Genomic DNA, 22,907 nt, shown 5'->3' with positions numbered 1-22,907 from the left:
GCGCCGAATAGCCCGCATTCGTCATTCCGGCGCAAGCCGGAATCCAGGAAAACCGACGAACCGGACCCCGGCCATCGGTGTTTCCCCGGCTGGCGCTCAGTTGTCCTGCAGGATCGCCAGCTCTTCGTTGGTGTGGCGCAGGCGGATGGCCAGCATGCGCGCCAGCTTGGAGATCAGGACGAAGGCGATGCGCTTGTGCTCCTCGGCGAGGTAATCGAACTTCTCCTTCGACAGCACGTACATCTCGCAGTCGGTGATGGCGATGGCGTCGTTGCTGCGCGGGCGCCGGTCGAGGAAGGACAGTCCGCCCACGAAGTCGCCGCGGCCGTAGGTGGCGATGTGCTTGAGCGCCAGGCCCCGCCCGATGTAGCCCATCACCTTGACCTGCCCCTGGCGCAGGAGGAACAGCTCGTCCCCCGGCTCGCCGCGCGCGAAGATCGTCTCGCCGGCCTTCCAGGAGCGCTTCTCCAGGCAGGCTTCGAGATCGGTCAGCGTCTCGGGCTTGCTGCCCCGGAACAGTTCGATCTCGTGCAGTTCCAGCGGCGGCCGGTCCTCGCGCTCGGCCACCGCGCCCTGCGCCAGGATTTTCGCCTCGACCCATTCGATCGCCGCCTGCAGGGTGGGCAGGTAGATGACCGTCTCGCCGTCCGCGTCGAGCCCGGAGAGCTCCAGGAATTCGCGCAGGTTGCGCCCGTTCGGTAGGCGTTCGCGCACCGAGCACAGGATCAGCGGCACCCCGCGCTCGGCCAGCGCGGCGCGCGCCAGCTTCAGGGTGTGCGCCGCGGTCACGTTGACCGACTGCACCCGCTGCAGGTCCAGGATCATGTAGGCGGTCGCCGCCAGCTCCGGCTCCAGCGTGCGGTACAGCTGCTGCGCGGTACCGAAGAACAGGCTGCCCTGCAGCTCGAAGATCACCGCCGACCGCCCGCGCGCTTCGAGGATGCGCATCTCGTGCTCGGGCCGGTACCAGGTCGACGACCGTTCGCCGACGAAGCTCTTGCGCCGCAGCACCACGCCGCCGACCTGTTCGCGCAGGAAGAGCATCACCGACAGCACCACGCCGACCGCGGCGGCGGCGATCAGCCCCACCGTCAGTGCCACGCCGACGACCGCCAGCACCACCAGGAAATCGATCAGTGTCGACGTCGATTCAAGGAAGCGCAGGGAATCCGTGTCGATCATGCGCAGGCCGACGACGATCAGCACGCCGCTCAGGGCGGCCACCGGCAGCCAGGCGATGAAGGCGCCGAACGCCAGCGCCGCGGCCACCGTCAGGAGGCCCTCGACGATGCCCGAAACCCGGGTGCGGGCGCCGCTCTCCAGGTTGACCAGGCTGGCGCCCACCGTGCCGGCGCCGGGCATGCCGCCGATGCCCGACGAGACCACGTTGGCCAGCCCTTGGGCCACCAGCTCGCGGTCCGAATCGTGGCGGGTGCGGGTCATCTGGTCGAGCACCACGCAGGTCTTCAGGGTGTCGATCGACAGCAGCGCGGCCAGGGTCAGCGCGTTGCCGACCAGCCCGCCGACCTGCGCCAGCTGGAGCATGCCGATCTGGTTCCAGTGATCGGCGAGCAGGCCGATGTAGCCCGTTCCGGGCGCGTGCAGCCGGCCGATCACCAGCGGGTTGTCCTCCAGCGCGAACAGCGCCGGCTCGCCGGCCGCGATCGCGGCGAAGGCCAGCAGGCCCGCGGCGATGCCGGTGATCGTGGCCGGCACCGCCTTGACGAAGCGCCGGGAGACGAGCATCACCAGCACCGTCACGGCGCCGATCACCAGACCCCGCCAGTCCCACTGCTGCGGCCGGGTCAGCACCTCCAGCCAGGCGGTGCCGGCCGGCGCGCCGGCGAAGCGGGGCAGCTGGCTGCCGACGATGATCAGCCCCACCCCGCTCAGGTAGCCGCAGACCACCGGATACGGCACGTACTTGATCAGCCGGCCGAAGCCGAGAAAGCCGATCATGATCTGCAGCAGGCCGGTCAGCAGGCCCAATACCGTCATCATCAGCACGATGCCGTCGGGGTCGACGCCCTGCTGCGTCATCTCGATCGCGAAGGCCGAGAGCACGGCCGCCGCCGGGGCGCACGGCGCGCTGATCAGCCGGTCCGTACCGCCGAACATCGGCGCCACCAGCCCCAGCGCCATCGCGCCCAGCACGCCGCTCAACGCGCCGAACGCCGCGTACTGCGGCTCGATGGCGGAAAAGACGGTGACCCCGAAGGCGATCGCCGCGGGCAAAGCCACCATCATCGCCGCCAGGCCGCCCCAGAAATCACTGGAATGGTGCATCCAGGTCCCAGAAAACTGACGCATGATCCTCCCGTACAACAGTCTCCGAAACTTTACCGTTCGGCCAGCATAAGCTTAACGCCCCGCCGTGCAAAGCCGCTTATAATCGGCCTCTCGGAATGATTGGCGCATTTCTCCGCCGCGACCGGAGGCCTTCGCCGAGGTTCCCGCGGCGCCCGAATCCGCCGAACTTTACAGGTAACCGTACAGTCCTTCATCCGTGCCCGGTGCCATACCACGACATCCGGGCACGACCTGCCCAAGCCATAACCGTTACACGACAGGAGAAGAAACCCATGGCTGACTCAAAGAACGAAGTTGCCGGCGCCGAGTTCCGCGCCGAGGTCGACGAGCGACTGCTGCACGCCGTCGCCGCCGAACCGGCCACCGCGAACACCAAGGAAATCTACAAGGCGCTGGCCATCGCCGCGCGCGAACAGCTGGCGAGCCGCTGGGTGAACACGCAGGTGGAGGACCGCCGGAAAAAGACGCGCCGCATCTATTACATGTCCATGGAATTCCTGATCGGGCGCACGCTGGACAACGCCCTGTCCGCGCTCGGACTGCACGAGAAGGCCGCCGCCGCGTTCGCCGACGCCGGCGGTCCGAGCCTGACCGAGGTCATCGAATGCGAACCGGACGCCGCCCTCGGCAACGGCGGCCTGGGCCGCCTGGCCGCCTGTTTCCTGGATTCGATGGCGACGCTGGAACTGCCGTCCTGGGGCTACGGCATGCGCTATGAGTACGGCATGTTCGCGCAGTCGATCGTCAACGGCGGGCAGGTCGAGCACCCGGATTCCTGGCTGGTCAACGGCACGCCGTGGGAATTCCCGCGGCCGGGCACGGTGTTCCCGGTGCGCTTCGGCGGCACCGCCGAGCACCACGGCGAATGGGCCGAATGGAACGCCGCCGAGGCCGTCGAGGCGCGCGCCTTCGACTACGTGATTCCCGGCCACGGCACCGGGCGGGTGAGCACGCTGCGCCTGTGGAAGGCGGGCGCGCCGGCGCAGATCGACCTCAACGCCTTCAATTCCGGCGACTACGCGCGGGCGGCCGAATTCAAGAACCGGTTCGAGAACATCTCCTGGGTGCTGTACCCGAACGACAGCACGCCGGCCGGCCGCGAACTGCGCCTGCGGCAGGAGTATTTCTTCGTCTCCGCGTCGCTGCAGGACATCATCTTCCACCACCTGGAGGAGCACAGCCACCTCAACAACCTGGCCGACCAGATCGCCATCCACCTCAACGACACGCACCCGGCCATCGCCGTGGCCGAGCTGATGCGCCTGCTCTGCGACGAGTACGGCATGCTCTGGACGGCGGCCTGGCAGCAATGCCAGCGCATCTTCTCGTACACCAACCACACGCTGATGCCGGAAGCATTGGAAACCTGGCCGGTCAGCCTGATCCAGTCGCTCCTGCCGCGCCACATGCGCATCATCTACCGCATCAACCAGGACTTCCTGGCCGAGGTGGAGCGGCGCTTCCCCGGCGACATCGACCTGATCCGCAGCGTCTCGCTGATCGACGAGGGCGACGGCAGCGAGGAAAACAAGCGGGTGCGCATGGCGCACCTGTCCATCGTCGGCAGCCATCGCGTCAACGGCGTCTCGCAGTTGCACTCCGACCTGATGGTCAAGACGATCTTCGCCGGCTTCGCCAAGCTCTACCCGCAGCGCTTCCACAACAAGACCAACGGCGTCACGCCGCGCCGCTGGCTGGCGCAGGCCAATCCGGGCCTGGCCGCGCTGCTCGACAGAAGCATCGGCAAGGACTGGCGCCTCGATCTCGGACGCCTGCAGGAGCTGCGCCCGCTGGCCGGCGATGAAGGCTTCCGCGCGGATTTCGCCGCGGCCAAGCGCAGCAACAAGATCCGGCTGGCCGACTACATCCGCCGGGAAACCGGCATCGTGCTCAACCCGGACAGCCTGTTCGACGTGCAGGTCAAGCGCATCCACGAGTACAAGCGGCAGCTGCTCAACGTCCTGCACGTGGTCACCCGCTACAACGCCATCCTGCACGGGCTGGCCAACGACGCCGCGCCGCGCTGCGTGATCTTCGCCGGCAAGGCCGCCTCGTCGTACCACATGGCCAAGCAGATCATCCACCTGATCAACGACGTGGCCAGCGTGATCAACAGCGATCCGCGCGTGCAGGACCGGCTGAAGGTGGTGTTCGTGCCCAACTACGGGGTGTCGATCGCCGAACTGATCATGCCCGCGGCCGACCTCTCCGAGCAGATTTCCACCGCCGGCACCGAAGCCTCGGGCACCGGCAACATGAAGTTCGCGCTCAACGGCGCGCTGACCATCGGCACCGAGGACGGCGCCAACATCGAAATCCGCGACAACGTCGGCGCCGAGAACATCTTCATCTTCGGCAACAGCGCGCAGCAGGTCGAGGCCCTGCGGCGCTCCGGCTACGACCCGCGCGCGATCTACCAGAACACCCCGCTGCTCAACGAAACGCTGAACAAGATCGACGGCGGCTTCTTCTCCCCGCAGGACCGCCGGCGCTACCACGACCTGTTCAACAGCCTGGTCAACTACGGCGACCATTACCTGCTGCTGGCCGACTACGCCGACTACATCGAGGCGCAGGGGCGCGTCGATGCCCTGTTCAGGACGCCGTCCGAATGGCAGCGCAAGGCCATCCTCAACGTGGCGGGCATGGGGCCGTTCTCGTCCGACCGGACCATCCGGGAATATGCCATCGACACCTGGAACCTCGGTGCTTCGCTGAAGCGGGTCTGACATGCTGAAAAAAGCGGAAGTCCTGGCCTTGTGCCGGGCCGAGCACGGCGATCCGTTCGCGGTGCTCGGCATGCGCGAGGACGCCAAGGGGCGCCTGTGGCTGCGCACCCTGCAGCCGGGCGCCAACGCCGTGTTCGCGCTCGACGCGGCGAGCGGCGCCGAGGTGATGGAGCTGCCCCAGCGCCAGATCGACGCGCTCGGGGGACCGTCCGGCTTCTTCGAAACCGCGCTGCCGGCGGGCGCCCGGCCGTTCAAGTACCGGCTGAAAGTCGTCTGGCCCGGCGGCACGCAGGAAGTGGCCGATCCCTACGCCTTCCCGGCGATCCTCGGCGACCTCGACGCCTGGCTGCTGGCCGAGGGCTCGCACCTGCGGCCGTTCGAGCGCCTGGGCGCGCATCCGTGCGAGATCGACGGCGTGCCGGGCGCGACCTTCGCCGTCTGGGCGCCGGACGCGCAGCGCGTCAGCGTGGTCGGCGACTTCAACGACTGGGACGGCCGCCGCCACCCGATGCGCCTGCGCCGCGAATGCGGCATCTGGGAGCTGTTCATCCCCGGCGTCGCCAACGGCGCCTGCTACAAGTACGAAATCCGCGCCCGGGACGGCCGGGTGCTGCCGCTCAAGGCCGACCCCTACGGCTTCGCCGCCGAACTGCGCCCGTTGACCGCCTCGGTCGTCCACGCCCTGCCATCAACCGGAAAACGCCAGGCCATCGGCGCGGGCAGCCGGCTGGATGCGCCGATCGCCATCTACGAAGTCCATCTCGGTTCCTGGCGGCGCGGCGAGGACGGCGGTTTCCTCGACTGGGGGCGCCTCGCCGAAACCCTGATTCCCTACGCCGCCGACCTCGGCTTCACGCACCTGGAACTGCTGCCGGTCTCGGAGCATCCGTTCGACGGCTCCTGGGGCTACCAGCCGCTCGGCCTGTACGCGCCGACCGCGCGCTTCGGCCCGCCCGAAGGCTTCCGCGATTTCGTCGCGGCCTGCCACCGCGCCGGACTCGAAATCATCGTCGACCTGGGTGCCCGCGCATTTCCCGACCGACGAACACGGCCTCGGCCGCTTCGACGGCGATTGCCTGTACGAGCACGCCGACCCGCGCGAGGGCAAGCACCAGGACTGGGGCACGCTGATCTACAACTTCGGCCGGCGCGAGGTGTTCAACTACCTTGTCGGCAACGCCCTGTTCTGGATCGAACGCTACGGCGTCAACGGCCTGCGCGTCGACGCCGTGGCCTCGATGCTCTACCGCGACTACAGCCGCAAGCAGGGGGAATGGATTCCCAACGTCTTCGGCGGCCGCGAGAACCTCGAAGCCGTGCATTTCCTGCGCCGCGTCAACGAAATCCTCGGCCAGGAATGCCCCGGCGCCGCCACCTACGCCGAGGAATCCACGGCGTGGCCCGCGGTCACCCGGCCGCCGACGATGGGCGGCCTGGGCTTCCATTTCAAGTGGAACATGGGCTGGATGCACGACGTGCTCGAATACATGCAGCACGACCCGATCCACCGCCGCTTTCACCACCACCAGCTGACCTTCGGCCTGCTCTACGCTTTCAGCGAAAACTTCGTGCTGCCGCTGTCGCATGACGAGGTCGTGCATGGCAAGGGCTCGCTGATCAACAAGATGCCGGGCGACTACTGGCAGAAATTCGCCAACCTGCGCGCGCTGTACGGCTTCATGTGGGCGCATCCGGGCAAGAAGCTGCTGTTCATGGGCGGCGAGTTCGCCCAGTGGAACGAGTGGAACGACGCCGCCGCGCTCGACTGGAACCTGCTCGACTTTCCGCCGCATGCCGGCATGCAGGCGCTGATCCGCGACCTGAACCGGCTCTACCGCGCGACGCCGGCGCTGTACGAGATCGACTTCGAGCCCGGCGGCTTCGAATGGATCTCGGCCAACGACACGGACAACTCGGTCATCGCCTTCCTGCGCCGCGGCCGGGACGCCGCGCGGCCGATGCTCTGCGTCTGCAACTTCACGCCGGTGGTGCGCCACGGCTACCGCATCGGCGTGCCCGGCCCGGGCACTTACCGCGAGCGCCTGAACACCGATTCGCGCCATTACGGCGGCAGCGACGTGGGCAACGCATTCGGCGCGGTCGACGCGGACGAGATCCCTGCGCACGGCCGGCCGTGGTCGATTTCCATGACCCTGCCGCCGCTCGCCACGCTCTTCCTGGAATGGGAAAACCCGGCATGACGACATCCCTGCTGGCCGGGCGCCCGCGGCCGCTGGGAGCGCACTGGGACGGCGCGGGCGTGAACTTCGCGCTGTTCTCGGCGCACGCCGAGCGCGTCGAGCTCTGCCTCTGGGACGGCGACCGGCTGCGTTCGCTGCCGCTGCCGCGCTGCACGGACCAGGTCTGGCACGGCTACCTGCCCGGCGCCGCGCCCGGCCTGTGCTACGCCTACCGCGTGCACGGCCCGGCCGGGCCGGGACACCGCTTCGATCCGCAGCGCCTGCTCGTCGATCCGTACGCCAGGGAACTGGCCGGCGTCTTTTCCTATGACCGGGACGTTCCTCCCGAGCGGGGATTGCGCGCCCGCGTCGTCGATCCGGCCTTCGACTGGGGCGGCGACGCGCCGCCCGACACGCCCTGGGAGGAGTCGGTCTTCTACGAAGTCCACGTGAAGGGCGCGACGCAACGCCATCCCGAAGTGCCCGAAGCGCTGCGCGGCACCTACGCCGGCTTGGCCGCGCCGGCCATGCTCGATCATTTCCGGCGCCTCGGCATCACCGCCGTCAAGCTGCTGCCGGTGCATGCCTTCCTCGACGAGCAGCGCCTGCTGCGGCACGGATTGCGCAACTACTGGGGCTACAACACGCTGTCGTTCTTCGCCCTGGAGCCGCTCTACGCCGCGCGGGCCGGCTGGCAATCGCCGCTGGACGAATTCCGTGCGATGGTGCGCACGCTGCATGCCGCCGGAATCGAAGTCATCCTCGACGTGGTGTACAACCACACGGCGGAGACCAATGCCTCCGGCCCGACGGTTTCCTTCCGCGGCATCGACAACGCCGCGTACTACCTGATGAGCCGGGACGATCCGGATCGCTACGAGAACTACAGCGGCTGCGGCAACACCTTCAACCTCGCGCACCCGCGCGTGCTGCAGCTGGTCATGGACTCCCTGCGCTACTGGGCCGGCGAGATGCACGTTGACGGCTTCCGCTTCGACCTCGCCGCGTCGCTCACCCGCGGCAGCGCCTTCCTGGCGGCGATTGCGCAGGACCCGCTGCTGTCCCGCGTCAAGCTGATCGCCGAACCCTGGGACCTCGGCCCCGACGGCTACCGCCTCGGCCGCTTCCCGCCCGGCTGGCGCGAATGGAACGACCGCTTCCGGGACGACGTCCGCGCCTTCTGGCTGACCGGCGAGGCCGGCACCGGCGCGCTGGCGCAGCGCCTGGCCGGATCGAGCGAGATATTCCGCCACGCCGGGCGCGCCCCGTCCGCCGGCGTCAACTTCATCACCGCGCACGACGGCTTCACCCTGCGCGACCTCGTCAGCTACCGCGACAAGCACAACGAGGCGAACGGCGAGCAGAACCACGACGGCCACGGGCACAACCTGTCCTGCAACTGCGGCGCCGAAGGCGACAGCAGCGACCACGGCGTCATCGAATGCCGGCGCCGCCTGCAGCGCGCGCTGCTGGCCACGCTGTTCGTCGCGCAGGGCGTGCCGATGCTGCAGGGCGGCGACGAACTGGGGCGCACGCAGGCGGGCAACAACAACGCCTACTGCCAGGACAACGCGCTGACCTGGCTGGACTGGACGAACGCCGACGGGCAGCTGGCCGGCTTCACCGCCGGCCTGATCAGCCTGCGGCGGCAGCTCGGGCAGTTCCGCCGCACGGCGTGGCTGACCGGCAACGCGGACGCGAACGGCCGGCGCGACGTGGTCTGGTGGCACCCCGACGGACGCGAAATGCAGGGTGAGGACTGGCACGCCGCGCCGGGAGGAACGCTCGGCATGCTCCTGGCGCCCGCGGCGCCGGACGAACCGGCGCTGCTCGCCCTCTTCAACCGGCACGCCAACCCGGCCGCGTTCCGCCTGCCGCCCGGCGCGTGGCGGCAGCTCTGCGACAGCGGCGACGACGCGCCATTCGCCGCCCGCACCCATGATTCCGCCTGTTCCCTGGCAGGACGCTCCGTCCTGCTGCTCGCCCAAGACCAGAAACCCGCCTGAAATCATGACCCCTCTTCGCCGCAGCGGCATCCTGCTGCATCTCACCTCGCTGCCCGGCCCGCACGGCTCGGGCGATCTCGGCCCCGCCGCCTTTCACTTCGTCGACTGGCTGGCAGCGGGCGGACAGACGCTCTGGCAGATCCTGCCGCTCGGCGGCATCGGGCCGGGCAATTCCCCGTACATGAGCCCCTCGGCCTTCGCGGGCAACGAACTGCTGATCGACCTGGCGCAGCTGCGTGACGCCGGCTGGCTGACCGACGCGGACATCGCCCCCGACGCGGCGTTCCGCGACGAACGGGTGGACTACGGCGCCGTCCGGCCCTTCCGCATGTCGCGCCTGCGCCTCGCCGCCGAGCGTTTCTTCGCGGACACGCGCAAGGACGCCCAGCGCGATTTCCTGGCCTTCTGCCGCGAGGAATGCGACTGGCTCGAAGACTATGCCTTGTTCATGGCGCTCGAAAGCCGGCTCGAAGCGTACGGAAAAGTCTGGCAGGACCTGCCCGCCGAACTCGTCCAGCGCAAGACCCGCGCGCTGAGCGAAGCCGCCCGCTCGCTGGCCGAGGAATGCGGCTTCTGGAAATTCTGCCAATGGCGCTTCGACCGGCAATGGGCCGTCCTCAAGAAATACGCCAACGAACACGGCGTGCGCATCGTCGGCGACATCCCCATTTTCGTCTCGGCGCACAGCGCCGACGTCTGGGCGCACCAGCGGCTGTTCGACCTCGACGCCCGCGGCTACCCGCGCGTCGTGGCCGGCGTGCCGCCGGACTACTTCAGCGCCACCGGCCAGCGCTGGGGAAATCCCCTCTACAAGTGGCCGGAGCACGAACGCGACGGCTACCTCTGGTGGACGGAACGCATGCGGCGCATGCTCAAGCTGTGCGACATCGTGCGCATCGACCATTTCCGCGGCTTCGAATCCTATTGGGAAATCCCGGCCAGCTCGCCTACCGCCATCGAGGGCCAATGGCTGAAAGGACCGGGGCAGGCGCTGTTCGCCGCCATGCACAAGGCGCTGGACCTGAAGCACGGCAAGGGGCCGGACGGCTTCCAGATCATCGCCGAGGACCTCGGCATCATCACCCCCCACGTCACTGCCCTGCGCCAGGCGGTCGGCTTTCCCGGCATGCGCATCCTGCAATTCGCCTTCGACGGGCTGAGCACCAACCCCTACCTGCCGCACAATTACGAAGCGCAGACCCTCGTCTACACGGGCACGCACGACAACGACACCACGTGCGGCTGGTGGGCGTCGCTGCAGGAAAACGAGCGCGATTACGTGCGGCGCTATCTCGGCATCGACGGCGTCTCCATCCACTGGGCCATGATCCATGCCGCATCGGCCTCGGTGGCGGCCGTATCGATCGTCCCGATGCAGGACGTACTGGGCCTGGACGCCTCGGCGCGCATGAACCGCCCCGGCGTCACCGAAGGCTACTGGGAGTGGCGCTTCGCCTGGCACCAGGTCGCCCCCTGGCACGCGGAACGCCTGGCCGAGCTGGCGCGCCTGCACGGCAGGCTGCCGCGCCGCAAGACGGACAAGGCCACGCCGGCGTCGCCCTGAGTCATACGACGACGCCCAAGCCGCCTGGCATGAATGGCATCAATGGCTATGATATGTAGTAGGATTCATACGCAGGCCGTAATTCGGATGCCTTATCCACCCCTCGAAAGGAAAGACCATGGCAGAAACAACCTCCAAAGCTCCCGCGCCGAAGAAGGCAACCGCCAGATCGACGAAAGCCGGCGCCGTCGATGCCAAGGCCGAACCGAAGAAGGCGGCGACGAAGAAAGTCGCTCCGGCCGCCGGCAACGGCAAAGCCGCCAAGCCCGCCGCCGTGAAGAAAACGCCGGCGCCGCGCAAACCCGCGGCGACCAAGGCATCGGCCGGGAAAAAACTCGTCAGCGACGAGCAACGCTACCGGATGATCGCCGAAGCCGCCTATTTCCGCGCCGAGAGCCGCCAGTTCCAGAGCGATCCCATCCGCGACTGGATCGAGGCCGAGCGGGACATCGCCATTCTGCTCAGCGAAGACCAGTGAATGCCTGGGCGCGCTGAATAGAATCGTCAGTTCTTCCCTCGTCCATCGCCGTGGGTTGATCTCCATTGGTGCCATGCAAGCGGACAGAATGGGACAGGCGGTGGATGCCGTGATGAACTAGGAAGGCTCGGCTGCGGGCATTGACAGCCAGAGCTTGAGTGCAGGTTTCATTCCAAGCGCGCCACATACCCACCGGCATGGCGGTGGGTATGTGGGAATGCATCGAGCCCCCGGTTTCCTTTGCTGTACCGGACGGCGGATGCCGGCCGCTCGGCGACGCTAATCGGGCGTCACCGGGCGGGCTCTTTCATTTGTCGGCGGGAACGACTCGAACGGCGTAGTCGAAAGCCAGCTCCCGATTCAAGACGGGATCGTGCAAACGTCCGCGGAAACGGTTGCCGTAGACCAGGCCGCCGAGGGTGGGAATGGTACCGGACCAGACGATGACGTCTTCCAGCGAGCCGTACATTTTTTGTGCCAATCCCATGATATTGTCAAGTGGCAGGAGCGCTTCCAGCGGACTGTCCTGGTAAAGCATCTCCACGCCATCATGGGTCTGCCAGGCCGTAAGCTGAAGCTGATCCCAGTGCTCCCGCACGTCGCGATAGCGCCATAGCTGCCTGCTCATGACTTTCTCGCAGATCGCCTTCGACTTGATCATGTCCACGGCTTCGAGGTCACGGTCCGTGTGCTCGCTGCCGGTGCCGACATAGACCTCGCCGTTCTTGACGAAGAAGAAGAACTCGATTTCACCGCAGGTGCCTTCTCCCACGCAGGTGATTTCACTCCCCTGGGTCATCATGCAGGGAGAGATGATGAAGTACTCGGGCATGTTCTTCGGGCCACGGATACCATGGGCCGCGAGTTCGGCGGCATGCTTCTTTACCTCCTCCTGATTGCGCCCCGCCCAGCCGTACAAGCAGGCGTGCCGAATTGCGAAACCCGTCGGCAGACTGGAACCGTCTTTCTCGATCACGTCGAACCACATCCGTTTCATTCGTCACCTCCATCAGGTTTTGTCACACGCCCCGCCCCATATCTTCGTGCATGGGTTGATGTCCAGCACATGGAAACGAAGCGACTGGTATTCCACACACCACAATGTAAGGGAAACATCAACCCATCGTCAAGAATGTCACGGGCAATGTGACAACTCCGTCACGCCCGTCTTCACGCCAAGCTTCTGGAAATAAGCGATCGCCGGTGAAAATGGGAACCGTCCGGCGGCGGACCTTCACGTGCCCGTGGTCTTTCCCTGAATGCTCTTGACCGCGTTTTGGTAAGTATTTTGGATGTGCCGCGCCATGGCGTCGCGGGCTGCTTTCGGTCAACCGGACAAGAGGGCGAGGATGATCTCCTCGTGTTCGGCCAGCGTATCCAGAAAGCGGCGATTGCCCGCATAGAGGGCGTGCGTGCCGATGGCACGGGCCTTGTCGCGGAGTTTCTCGATCAACTCGACCAGCAGGGCATTGCCGGAAAGCCGGGCGATCGTGAGATGGAAATCCTGGTCGAGGTTTATGAACTGGGCAATGGGAGGCTGTTCCGCTTCCACCAGTTGCCGCTGCTGGGCAAGGAAATCCTTCAGCCCGGCAATGGCTTCCGGCGTCATGCGCTGGACGGCCAAGCCCACGGAAAGAACCTCCAGCGCGTTGCGAATCTCGAAAATCTCCTTCAAGGTTTCCGGCGACATTCGCCGGACGATGGCTCCTTTATAGGGAACGTATTCGATCCAGCCCTCGGTCTCCAGCAGCTTGAGGGCTTCGCGAATAGGAGTCCGGCTTACGCCCAGCGCGTCGGACAGGCTGCGCTCATTGAGCACGTGGCCGTGATCATAGCCACCGGAGATGATGTCATCTTTAACAATGTCATATATTCGCTGCTTCAGCGAAGCTGGCTTTTCTAATTTCTTCACAACCGCACATCCCACCGACTGATAAATTTGGTGGCCGGCATTGTAGGATTGGCACCCCTCTTCCGTCAATTTGGCGAGGAGCGCCGCATCCCGGCGCAGACAGGGCGCCGGGCAAGGCGAAGAATGATCTTTTAGTGTTCTTCGATCGTTCGTATCTCGTAAGCGAGGTCGATACGACGGCCCAAGAGATCATCGACGAGCGAGCAACTGAAGCGTTCGCCAAATTTGAAGCCTTGTTTGAGCGGTACGGTGCCTGTATAGACGACGCAATCTTCCAAGTCGGGAACCTCGCGCTGCACCTTGGCGAGGATGGTTTCCAGCGGCAGCAGATCGGCCGTCGAGCCGGCCTGGTAGTCGATCTCCTCGCCATTCAGCGCCTGCCTGGAAAATAGGCGGACGGAGGCGAAATGGTCCACGATTTCATCATAGTCCCAGACTTCGCGTGCCACGGGCTTGGCGCAAAGCTGCTTGGATTTGTGGATGCTGACTGCCTCCAGCGCCCGATCGGTATGGTCGCTGCCCAAACCGACATAGGTCTTGCCGGCATGTTTCACCACCACGTACTCGACTTCACCGCTGGACGCGCCGGCAACGACATCGATTGAGGCAGCCCGGGTGAGCAGTGCCGGAGAACATTCGTAGACGACGGGCACCTCTTGCGGGCACTTGATCCCTTCGGCCTCGAGTTCGCGGATGTGCTCCAGCGTCTTTTCGACGTCGCGGCCGGCAAAGCCGACGATGATCAGGCGCTTGGGGTTGAAAGACAGGCTCTTGCGCCCTTCTCTGGAAACGATATCCCATTCCATGGCTGATACTCCTTTTGGACTCACAGTTTGTAGCGATCGGGTTGGCGGTCGCGGAAGACGTTGATGCTCGAGCGGATGCCGGCGATGACGTCGAGATCGATGTCGCCACAACCGATTTCCTCCTCGGAACCGAGGTGGACGATCTCATCGCCCCAGGGGCTGATCAGGACAGAATTACCGCCGTACTTTGTCTCGCCTGCCATGCCGGTACCGTTGACGGCACAGAGATACATCTGATTCTCGATGGCGCGCGCCGTGTTCAGGGTCACCCAGTGATGTTTGCGTGCCAGCGGCCACTGCGCCGGAACGAAAAACAGATCGACCCCGCGCAACGTCGCGGTGCGTACGATCTCCGGGAAGCGGATGTCGTAGCAGATCACCATGGCGCAGGCAATCCCGTCGAGACTGAAATTTCTGACCTCGTTGCCCGCAGCGAAAAACTCGTGTTCGCCCGACGGGGAAAAGCCATGAATCTTGTCGTAAACACATACCAAATTACCCTGGCGATCGAAAACGTGCGCGGTATTGAAAATCTTGCCGTCCCGGAGGTTGGCCACGGACCCGGCGACTACGTTGACCCCATGAGTTCTGGCGAAAGCGCCAAAGATTTCCCGCGTACGGACGCCATCCTTGTCGGCGAGTTCGGCGAGTCGTTCCTTGGGGAAAAAGCCGGTATTGAGCGTCTCGGGCAACACGAGAATATCGGGCTCGTCCGCCAGCGCCCTCTCCATTAGAGCGCAGGCGCGAGCGTAGTTTTTGTCCGGTTCGGCGAGAACCGAGGAAAGTTGGATGAGAGAAATGCGTTTTTTCATGCCCCGCTCCTTATATGGCTCCACTCGAAAATTTCTCTTTTGTATTTGAAATACCACACACCAAGATAGTATCAATTATCGACCAAATGATGTCAATTCACCCAAAGACAGCGGACGACAACGAGCAACCCAAAGGGAAATTATCGATAAAAACCATTAAAAACAAAGTAATTAAAGAAAATATACCGTTCTATGAGGTACCATAAAACTCTCAGCCTCTTCTTCCTCTGGAAAAATTACTTGCTTAAAGACGTAGGATGATGGTATTTTGGATCTGGAATACCATTTTAATAGAGAGGGAGGTTCCATGACGAGTAAAAATACGTCCGCCGTCGCGGCACGGCCCCAAACCGACGCGGAACGCCGTAACCTGCGCAAGGCTTTCATTGCCAGCCTATCGGGAACATCGCTTGAATGGTACGACTTCGCCCTGTTCGGCGCGGTGACCGGCACGGTGTTCAACAAACTATTCTTCGAGGGCTCCGACCCCGCCATGGACATGATCAAGGCATTCATGGTCTATGGCGCGGGGTACATCGCGCGCCCGATCGGCGGCGTTTTTTTCGGCCGCCTCGGCGACGTTATCGGGCGCAAGAAAGTCCTGGTCTGGACCCTTCTGTTGATCGGCCTCGCCACCACCGCGATCGGCATCTTGCCGACCTATGCCAGCGCAGGCGTCTGGGCACCGATCCTGCTAGTATTCATGCGCTTCCTCCAGGGAGTCGGGGTCGGCGGCGAATGGGGCGGAGCGGTGCTGCTTTCGAGCGAATTCGCCCGGCCGGGGACGCGTGGGTTGTGGGCTTCAGCCGCGCAGACCGGCGTACCGCTGGGCAGCTTCCTCGCCAATACGCTGGTACTGATCATGACTGCGGTGATGAGCCAGGAAGTCTTCATTTCGTGGGGATGGCGGCTCGCCTTCGGCCTCTCGCTGATCCTCGTCGCCTTCGGGCTCTGGATCAGACACAGGCTTGAGGAGACCCCGGTCTTCCAGCGCATCATGGAACAGGGCGAAGCGCCCAAGGCCCCCGTCACCGAGGTTTTTCGCACACAAGGCCGCGCTCTTCTCGGCGCGATCCTGGTTCGTTTCGGCCCCGACGTGCTCTACGCGTTCTTCGCCGTTTACGTCATTACCTGGCTGCAGTCGGGCGCGAACAAACTCTCCTATGCCGAAGCGATCACCTGCACGATGTCCGGCGCTTTCCTCCAGATCTTCATCATGCCGTTTGCGGGGTGGCTGTCCGACCGCATTGAGCGGAAAAAACTCTACGCAATCGCATCGGTTTGCGCCGGCATCTGGATATTCGTCTTCATCTCGATGCTGCAAAGCCGCAGTTTCGTCCTGGCTCTCACCTGCGTCATTATCGGCCTGATCATCCATTGCTTCATGTATGCACCGCAGGCAGCCCACATTGCCGAACAGTTCCATGCCCGTCTGCGTTATACCGGCAGCTCGCTCGCCTACACCTTTGCCGGCGTTCTGGCCGGAGGGCTTGCGCCGACCATGTTCGCCCTTTTCGACAAGAGCATGCACAACGACTGGCTGATCGCCGCCTGGGTAGCGGGAGCACAGATTTTTACGCTGATAGGCCTGGCTTTGGGACGGCGAGTCGTCGATGATGCCGACCTTGCCCTGGGCAAGGACGCATAGAGAAAGTATCGCGCTCGATTCAATGGCCCCGCCGAGCAGGTGATGGAGGCGCCTCCAGGCGGGACGCGGCATTACGGTACGGAGGGTACGGGTCGAAACTACTTGGCAATCCGTGCACCTCCTTGGTATTTGGCAGTATCGCTGCCGCCATTCCCGCTCGCGTTGAATCGATGCGTTGTACTACAAACTCCGGTAAAGCTGCTCGTAGTGGGCCGCCGAATCGTCCCACGAGAAATCCTGCCGCATCGCCCTTTGCTGGACTTTCGTCCAGGCCGCACCGCCGTAGCGATAGAACTCGCAGGCGTCGTGGATGCGGGCGCCGAGCGCATGGCGCGCCGCGTCTTCGAACACGAAGCCCGTGGCCCGGTCCGCGGCCAGGTTCTCGTCGTTCACGTCGACCACCGTGTCGGCCAGCCCGCCGACCCGGCGGACCAGCGGCAAGGTGCCGTAGCGCAAGGCATACAGCTGCGTCAGGCCGCACGGCTCGAAACGCGACGGAACGAGCAGGATGTCGGCCCCCGCCATGAAGCGGTGCGACATCGACTCGTCATAGCCGATATACACCGCCACGTTGTCGGGATTGACCGACGCCGCATAGCGGAAGCCCGCTTCGAGGTCGCCGTCGCCAGAGCCCAGCACGATCAATTGCGCCCCCTCCCGCAGCAGCTCCGGCAGGGCCGCTAGGAGAATGTCCATGCCCTTCTGCGAGGTCAGGCGGCTGACCACGGCGAACAGCGGCCCGCGCGCTTCGGTCGACAAGCCGAATTCGAGCTGCAAGGCGCGTTTGCACGCCTTCTTCCCCGCCAGGTTGTCGATCGAGTACGGCTTGGCGATCTTCGCGTCGCCGGGGTTCCACACCGCATAATCGACGCCATTGAGAATCCCTGACAGATCCGCGCCGCGATCCCGCATCACCCCGTCGAGTCCGCAGCCGAATTCGGGCGTGCAGATTTCCCGCGCATAGTTCGGGCTGACCGTGGTGATCTTGTCCGAATACACCAGCCCCGCCTTCATGAAGGAAATCTTGCCGTGGAATTCGATCCCGTGCGGCGTCAGCTTGCGCATCGGCAGACCCAGGTCGTAATGGCATTCCATCGGGAAGATGCCGCGGAAGGCGAGATTGTGGATGGTGAAAACGGTGGTCACCTTCAGGCCCGGGTTCTGCACGATGTAGGCGGGCGCCAGGCCGGCATGCCAGTCGTGCGCATGTACCACGTCCGGCGCCCAGTCCGGGTCGAGCTCGCCCGCGGCCAGATGCGCCGCCGCCCAGCCGAGCAGCCCGAAGCGGCGGTGGTTGTCGCTCCAGTCGTGCCCGTCGGGACCGGTGTAGGGATTGCCGTCCCGGCGGAACAGGAACGGTGCGTCGAGGACGTACGCCGGCAGCTTGCTGTCCGGCAATCGGCCGAGGCAGAGCGTTACGGCCGCCGCCCCGAAAACCGGGCCGATGCGCATGACGGGCCGCAGTTCGGTGATCCCATCGAGCACGCCCGGCAGGCCTGGCAGCAGCACGCGGACGTCGAGGCCGCGCCTGGCCAGGGCCGGCGGCAGCGAGCCGAGCACGTCGGCCAGGCCGCCGGTTTTGACCAGGGGAAAGATTTCGGAAGCGACGTGAAGTATACGCATGGGTCTGGATAGTGTTGGTTTTGGAATCAGCGTAGCCGCTCCAGCATCTGCCGCGTCACCAGGGTCACGCCGTTGTCGGTCCGGCGGAAGCGGCGCGCATCGTCGCCGGCATCCTCGCCGATGACCATGCCCGGCGGAATGCTGACGCCGTGGTCGATGATGCACCGGTTCAGGCGCGCGCCGCGGCCGACCTCGACGTCGGGCAGCAGGACCGACCAGTTGATCTTGGAGTAGGAGTGCACCCGGCACGAGGAGAAGAGCAGCGAACGGTTCAGCTCGCCGGAGATGATGCACCCGCCCGATACCGTCGATTCGATGGCCACGCCGTGGCGGTCGATCTGGTTGTGCACGAACTTCGCCGGCGGCAGTTGCTGCTGGTAGGTCCACACCGGCCAGCTGCGGTCGTACAGGTTCAGCGCCGGGTCGGTGGCGGTCAGGTCGATGTTGGCTTCCCAATACGCGTCGACCGTGCCGGCATCGCGCCAGTAGTTTTCCTTGTTCGGACCTTCTTCCGGGGCATGCACGCAGCTGCGGTCGAACGGATGGGCGTAAGCGACGCCATTGCGCACCGCGCGCGGAATGATGTCCTTGCCGAAGTCATGGCTCGACGTCGGATCGGCGATGTCGCGCATCAGTTCGTTGTAAAGGTACTTCGCGTTGAAGATGTAGATGCCCATGCTGCACAGCGAACTGTCGGGCTTGCCGGGCATGGGCGGCGGATCGGCGGGTTTCTCCACGAAATCGGTGACCCGGTTGCCGCTGTCGACCGCCATGACGCCGAAGCCCTTGGCATCCTGCCGCGGCACCTCGATGCAGGCGACCGAGCATTCCGCGCCGCTCTCGGCATGATCGACCAGCATGGCGGCATAGTTCATCTTGTACACGTGGTCGCCGGCCAGGATCAGCACGTACTGCGGCGTCGGATGGTACGTCTCGAGGATGTCGATGTTCTGATACACGGCGTCGGCCGTACCGCGGTACCACGACTCCTCGTCCACGCGCTGCTGGGCCGGCAACAGGTCGACGAACTCGTTGTTTTCGCCGCGCAGGAAGCCCCAGCCGCGCTGGATGTGGCGCAACAGGCTGTGGGACTTGTACTGCGTGACGACCCCGATGCGCCGGATGCCTGAATTGACGCAGTTGGACATGGCGAAGTTGACGATCCGGTACTTCCCGCCGAAATAGACGGCCGGCTTCGCGCGGCGATCGGTCAATTCGTACAACCGGCTGCCGCGCCCTCCCGCCAGAACCAGTGCGACCGTTCTGCCGGGCAACTGAAAAAAGGTTCTTCTCTCTATCATTTCGCCACGCTCCTATGATTGCAGACCCTACGACCAAAACCTTCTGAACGAAACCTTTCCAGTCAACTGATCACATCGGGCTCATGCCGGCCCGTGATCGCCGCGATATCGGCGATCTTCTCCGCGAGCGCCACCAGCGGAGCCAGCGCGGTCTGCGTCGGCACCTCATGCAGCGCCGCATCCGCCACGTAGCGTTCGAGATAGACGCGCAGGGTCGCGCCTTCGGTGCCCGTTCCCGACAGGCGGAAAACCACGCGCGAGCCGCCCTCCAGCAGAATGCGGACCCCCTGCTTCTCGCTGCGCGAGCCGTCGACGGGGTCGGTATAGGCGAAATCGTCGGCCGTCTCGATGCGCTGGCCCGCGACCTCGGTGCCGGGCAGCGCCGCCAGCTTGCCGCGCAGCTCGGCGAACAGCCTGTCCGCCCTGGCCGTTTCGATGCCTTCGTAGTCGTGCCGGGAATAGACGTTGCGGCCGAACGCCTGCCAGTGCCCGCGCACGATGCGCGCCACCGGCTCGTTGCGTGCGGCCAGGATGTTCAGCCAGAACAGCACGGCCCACAGGCCGTCCTTTTCCCGCACGTGGTTGGAGCCCGTGCCGGCGCTCTCTTCGCCGCACAAGGTGACCTTGCCCGCATCCAGCAGATTCCCGAAGAATTTCCACCCCGTCGGGGTCTCGAAACAGGGAATGCCGAGGGATTGGGCCACGCGGTCGACCGCGCAGCTGGTCGGCATCGAACGCGCCACGCCCGCCAGGCCGCCGGCATATGCCGGCACGCAGGCGTGATTGGCCGCCAGGACGGCCAGGCTGTCGCTCGGGCTGACGACGAAATCGCGCCCGACGATCATGTTGCGGTCGCCGTCGCCGTCCGACGCCGCGCCGAAGGACAGCCCGGAGCGCGGATCGGCCAGCGCCGCCACCAGGTCGGCGGCGTACACCGGGTTCGGATCGGGATGGCCGCCGCCGAAATCGGGCAGGGGCGTGCCGTTGGCCACCGTCCCGGCCGGCGCGCCGAGGCGCCTTTCAAGGATCGCCTTGGCATACGGCCCGGTCACCGCGTGCATCGCGTCGAAACGCATGCGGAATTCGGGCCGCGCGAGCAGCTCCGCGATCCGCTCGAAATCGAACAGCGTTTCCAGCAGCTCGGCGTAATCGGCGACCGGATCGACGACCTGGACCGTCATCCCGCCCAACGCCGTCTCGCCGAGCGCGCCGAGATCGACGTCCGGTGCGTCAACGTAGTGGTAGGCACCGATCGACTGGGTGCGCGCATACACCGCCTCGGTAAACGTTTCGTTGGCCGGCCCGCCGTTGGCGAGGTTGTACTTGATGCCGAAGTCGCCGTCGGGACCGCCGGAGTTGTGGCTCGCAGACAGGATGATGCCGCCGAACGCCCCGTGCTTGCGGATCACCGCGCTCGCCGCCGGAGTGGAGAGAATGCCGCCCTGCCCGACCATCACCCGGCCGAAGCCGGCGGCGGCGGCCATGCGCAGGATGGTCTGGATCGCCACGTCGTTGAAATAGCGGCCGTCGCCGCCGAGCACCAGGGTTTTGCCCGCCTGGCCGGACAGGTTGTCGAAGATCGACTGGACGAAATTCTCCAGGTAGCCCGGCTGGGCGAAGACCTTGACCTTCTTGCGCAGGCCGGACGTTCCCGGTTTCTGTCCGGTGAAAGGCGTGGTGGAAACGGTTACGACGTTCATTTGACTCCCCTCGAAATCGTGTTCATGCGGTCCCCCGGCAGGCGGCGGTGCTCAGGCGTGCTTGCCGCAATACGCCAGCAGCGCCCGCGTGGAAGCATCGAAAGCCGACGCCAGCGCAGGATCGGCAAAGGCGGGGAGTATCCGGCTGGCCACGGCCTTGCCGAGCTCCACGCCCCACTGGTCGAACGAATTGATCCCCCAGATCGCGCCCTGCACGAACACCTTGTGCTCGTAGAGCGCCACCAGCGCTCCCAGCGCGGCGGGCGTCAGGCTCTTCAGCAGCAGGGTCGACGACGGCTGGTTGCCCGCGAAAACGCGATGCGGCAGCAGATCGGCGATCTGCTCCGCAACCACGCCCTCTTTTTCCATGCTGGCCCGTACCTCGTCTTCCGTCTTGCCGAACGCCAGCGCCGAACTCTGCGCGAAGCAGTTCGACAGCAAGGCTTCCTGGTGACCCGGCAACGGGTAGTCGGAGCGCACCGAGGCGATGAAATCGCAGGGCACCAGCCGTCCGCCCTGATGCAGGAGCTGGAAGAAGGCGTGCTGGCCGTTGTTGCCGAGTTCGCCCCAGACGATCGGGCAGGTCTCGTGCTGCACCGGATCGCCGGCGATGCCGACCGACTTGCCATTGCTCTCCATCTCGAGCTGCTGCAGGAACGACGGGAGGTACTTGAGCGATTCGTTGTAGGGCAGGACGGCGTTGGTCGCCGCACCCAGGAAATTGGTGTTCCAGATGCCAATCAGGCCCATCACCACCGGCAGGTTGCGCGCGAACGGCGTCGTCCGGAAGTGCTCGTCCATGCGCTCGGCGCCGGCCAGCAGTTCGTCGAAGGCGTGCGGCCCGATGGCGATCATCAGCGCCAGCCCGACGGCCGACCACAGCGAATAGCGCCCGCCGACCCAGTCCCAGATCGGAAACACGCGGTCCGGTCCGACGCCGAACGCGACGGCGCGCTCGGGCCTGCTGGACACTGCGGCGAAATGATTGGACAGGTCAACGTCGTCGCCCAGGTTGGCCTTCAGCCAGCTGCGCGCCGTTTCGGCGTTGAGCATGGTTTCCTGCGTGGTGAACGTCTTGCTGACGACGATGAACAGCGTCGAGCGCGGATCGAGCGTCTGCAGCAGCGGCGCCATCTGGGCGCCGTCGAGGTTCGACACGTAATGCACGCCGAGCGCCGGATGGGCGAGCGAACGCAGCGCCTGGTTCACCATCTTCGGCCCCAGGTCGGAACCGCCGATGCCGATATTCACCACGTCGCGGATGGCCGTGCCGTGATGTCCCTGCGCCTTGCCCGCGCGCAGCAGTTCGGCGAATTCGGCCATCCGGGCGCGGGTGGTCAGCACCTCCGGCATCACGTCCAGGCGCGCGCTCGGAAACGGCGCCGCGGAGCGCCGCAGGGCCACGTGCAGGACGGAACGATCCTCGGTGACGTTGATGCGTTCGCCGTCGAACATGCGCTGAATCCACTCCGGCAGGAACGACGCCTCGGCCAGCTGGACCAGCAGGCCGAGCGTTTCGCGGGTCAGGCGCTGCTTGGAGAAATCGAACAGGATGTCCTCGAACGACAGGCTCAGCGCGGCAGCGCGGTCCGGATCGTCGGCGAACAGTTCCCGGAGGTGTTTCTTTCCGAGCTCCTGGTGGTGGGCGGCCAAGGTAGCCCACGAGTGCGAGGCCGTAATTGTCATGCTGGCAATCTCCGGTGATTTATTCGCTGCGGCTCCCCTTATCGGCTGAAAACCCCGACAGGCAAAGAACCTGGACCCGAACCTGGACCTATTCTATGCCTAATGTTTGCCGTTCCGCGATACTTGAAGCACAAAAAAATTTAGGTCAGAAT

The 22,907-nt window shown here is 65.2% G+C and carries 16 protein-coding genes and 1 pseudogene; 7 read left to right on the top strand and 10 right to left on the bottom strand.

Features of this window, described 5'->3' with window-relative positions:
• Positions 1-96: 96 nt before the first annotated feature.
• Positions 97-2,286, bottom strand: a complete 2,190-nt coding sequence (locus QM701_RS17195) for a SulP family inorganic anion transporter (RefSeq protein ID WP_415168231.1) — start codon at positions 2,284-2,286, stop codon at positions 97-99.
• Positions 2,287-2,582: 296 nt separating this feature from the next.
• Between QM701_RS17195 and QM701_RS17190 the strand changes: the two genes are divergently transcribed.
• Both QM701_RS17190 and QM701_RS17185 read left to right on the top strand, forming a co-directional pair.
• Positions 2,583-5,039: a glycogen/starch/alpha-glucan phosphorylase gene (locus QM701_RS17190; RefSeq protein ID WP_415168230.1), complete on the top strand. Its 2,457-nt coding sequence runs from the start codon at positions 2,583-2,585 to the stop codon at positions 5,037-5,039.
• Between the two features lies 1 nt (position 5,040).
• Positions 5,041-5,616, top strand: a pseudogene (locus QM701_RS17185) (GlgB N-terminal domain-containing protein); the annotation flags it as partial.
• Positions 5,617-5,727: 111 nt separating this feature from the next.
• On the opposite strand, the gene QM701_RS17180 reads toward QM701_RS17185, so the two are convergent.
• Positions 5,728-6,027: a hypothetical protein gene (locus QM701_RS17180; RefSeq protein WP_415168229.1), complete on the bottom strand. Its 300-nt coding sequence runs from the start codon at positions 6,025-6,027 to the stop codon at positions 5,728-5,730.
• A 31-nt stretch (positions 6,028-6,058) separates the two neighbouring features.
• Between QM701_RS17180 and glgB the strand changes: the two genes are divergently transcribed.
• The 4 genes from glgB (at position 6,059) to QM701_RS17160 (ending at position 11,267) form a co-directional block, all read left to right on the top strand.
• Positions 6,059-7,240: a 1,4-alpha-glucan branching enzyme gene (gene glgB / locus QM701_RS17175; protein ID WP_415168228.1), complete on the top strand. Its 1,182-nt coding sequence runs from the start codon at positions 6,059-6,061 to the stop codon at positions 7,238-7,240.
• The gene (gene glgX / locus QM701_RS17170) at positions 7,237-9,225 is read left to right on the top strand and encodes a glycogen debranching protein GlgX (RefSeq protein ID WP_415168227.1); all 1,989 of its coding nucleotides are present in this window, start codon (positions 7,237-7,239) and stop codon (positions 9,223-9,225) included. The genes glgB and glgX overlap by 4 nt, the downstream gene beginning before the upstream one ends.
• A gap of 4 nt (positions 9,226-9,229) precedes the next feature.
• Positions 9,230-10,789, top strand: coding sequence for a 4-alpha-glucanotransferase (gene malQ / locus QM701_RS17165; RefSeq protein ID WP_415168226.1), 1,560 nt, complete (start codon positions 9,230-9,232; stop codon positions 10,787-10,789).
• A gap of 118 nt (positions 10,790-10,907) precedes the next feature.
• Entirely contained in the window at positions 10,908-11,267 is a 360-nt protein-coding gene (locus tag QM701_RS17160) for a DUF2934 domain-containing protein (RefSeq protein WP_415168225.1), read from the top strand.
• Between the two features lie 307 nt (positions 11,268-11,574).
• On the opposite strand, the gene QM701_RS17155 is transcribed toward QM701_RS17160, so the two are convergent.
• The 4 genes from QM701_RS17155 to QM701_RS17140 all read right to left on the bottom strand — a co-directional run bounded on the left by QM701_RS17155 (position 11,575) and on the right by QM701_RS17140 (position 14,797).
• Positions 11,575-12,264: a DUF2848 family protein gene (locus QM701_RS17155; protein ID WP_415168224.1), complete on the bottom strand. Its 690-nt coding sequence runs from the start codon at positions 12,262-12,264 to the stop codon at positions 11,575-11,577.
• 330 nt (positions 12,265-12,594) lie between these two features.
• A complete protein-coding gene (locus QM701_RS17150) occupies positions 12,595-13,179 on the bottom strand; it encodes a GntR family transcriptional regulator (RefSeq protein ID WP_415168223.1) in 585 nt (194 codons plus the stop codon).
• A gap of 131 nt (positions 13,180-13,310) precedes the next feature.
• On the bottom strand, positions 13,311-13,985 hold the full coding sequence (locus QM701_RS17145; RefSeq protein WP_415168222.1) for a DUF2848 family protein: 675 nt from the start codon (positions 13,983-13,985) through the stop codon (positions 13,311-13,313).
• Positions 13,986-14,005: 20 nt separating this feature from the next.
• Positions 14,006-14,797, bottom strand: a complete 792-nt coding sequence (locus QM701_RS17140; RefSeq protein WP_415168221.1) for a carbon-nitrogen family hydrolase — start codon at positions 14,795-14,797, stop codon at positions 14,006-14,008.
• A 307-nt stretch (positions 14,798-15,104) separates the two neighbouring features.
• On the opposite strand from QM701_RS17140, the gene QM701_RS17135 reads away from it, so the two are divergent.
• The gene (locus tag QM701_RS17135) at positions 15,105-16,445 is read left to right on the top strand and encodes an MFS transporter (RefSeq protein ID WP_415168220.1); all 1,341 of its coding nucleotides are present in this window, start codon (positions 15,105-15,107) and stop codon (positions 16,443-16,445) included.
• Positions 16,446-16,625: 180 nt separating this feature from the next.
• Here the strand turns inward: QM701_RS17135 and glgA are convergent, their stop codons facing one another.
• The 4 genes from glgA to pgi all read right to left on the bottom strand — a co-directional run bounded on the left by glgA (position 16,626) and on the right by pgi (position 22,755).
• Positions 16,626-18,068 carry a glycogen synthase GlgA gene (gene glgA / locus QM701_RS17130; RefSeq protein ID WP_415168219.1) on the bottom strand — a complete coding sequence of 481 codons (1,443 nt, stop codon included), beginning with the start codon at positions 18,066-18,068 and terminating at the stop codon, positions 16,626-16,628.
• A gap of 26 nt (positions 18,069-18,094) precedes the next feature.
• Complete coding sequence (gene glgC / locus QM701_RS17125; protein WP_415168218.1) at positions 18,095-19,369, bottom strand: glucose-1-phosphate adenylyltransferase; 1,275 nt, start codon at positions 19,367-19,369, stop codon at positions 18,095-18,097.
• Between the two features lie 62 nt (positions 19,370-19,431).
• On the bottom strand, positions 19,432-21,069 hold the full coding sequence (locus QM701_RS17120; protein ID WP_415168217.1) for an alpha-D-glucose phosphate-specific phosphoglucomutase: 1,638 nt from the start codon (positions 21,067-21,069) through the stop codon (positions 19,432-19,434).
• A gap of 51 nt (positions 21,070-21,120) precedes the next feature.
• Entirely contained in the window at positions 21,121-22,755 is a 1,635-nt protein-coding gene (gene pgi, locus QM701_RS17115; protein WP_415168216.1) for a glucose-6-phosphate isomerase, read from the bottom strand.
• Between the last annotated feature and the right edge of the window lie 152 nt (positions 22,756-22,907).

Origin of the sequence: Propionivibrio sp. (genome assembly GCF_047602565.1) — a bacterium.
Taxonomy (GTDB): domain Bacteria; phylum Pseudomonadota; class Gammaproteobacteria; order Burkholderiales; family Rhodocyclaceae; genus Propionivibrio.
Note: the sequence above shows the minus strand (reverse complement) of the source record. Positions and strands in the feature narration are given on the sequence as shown.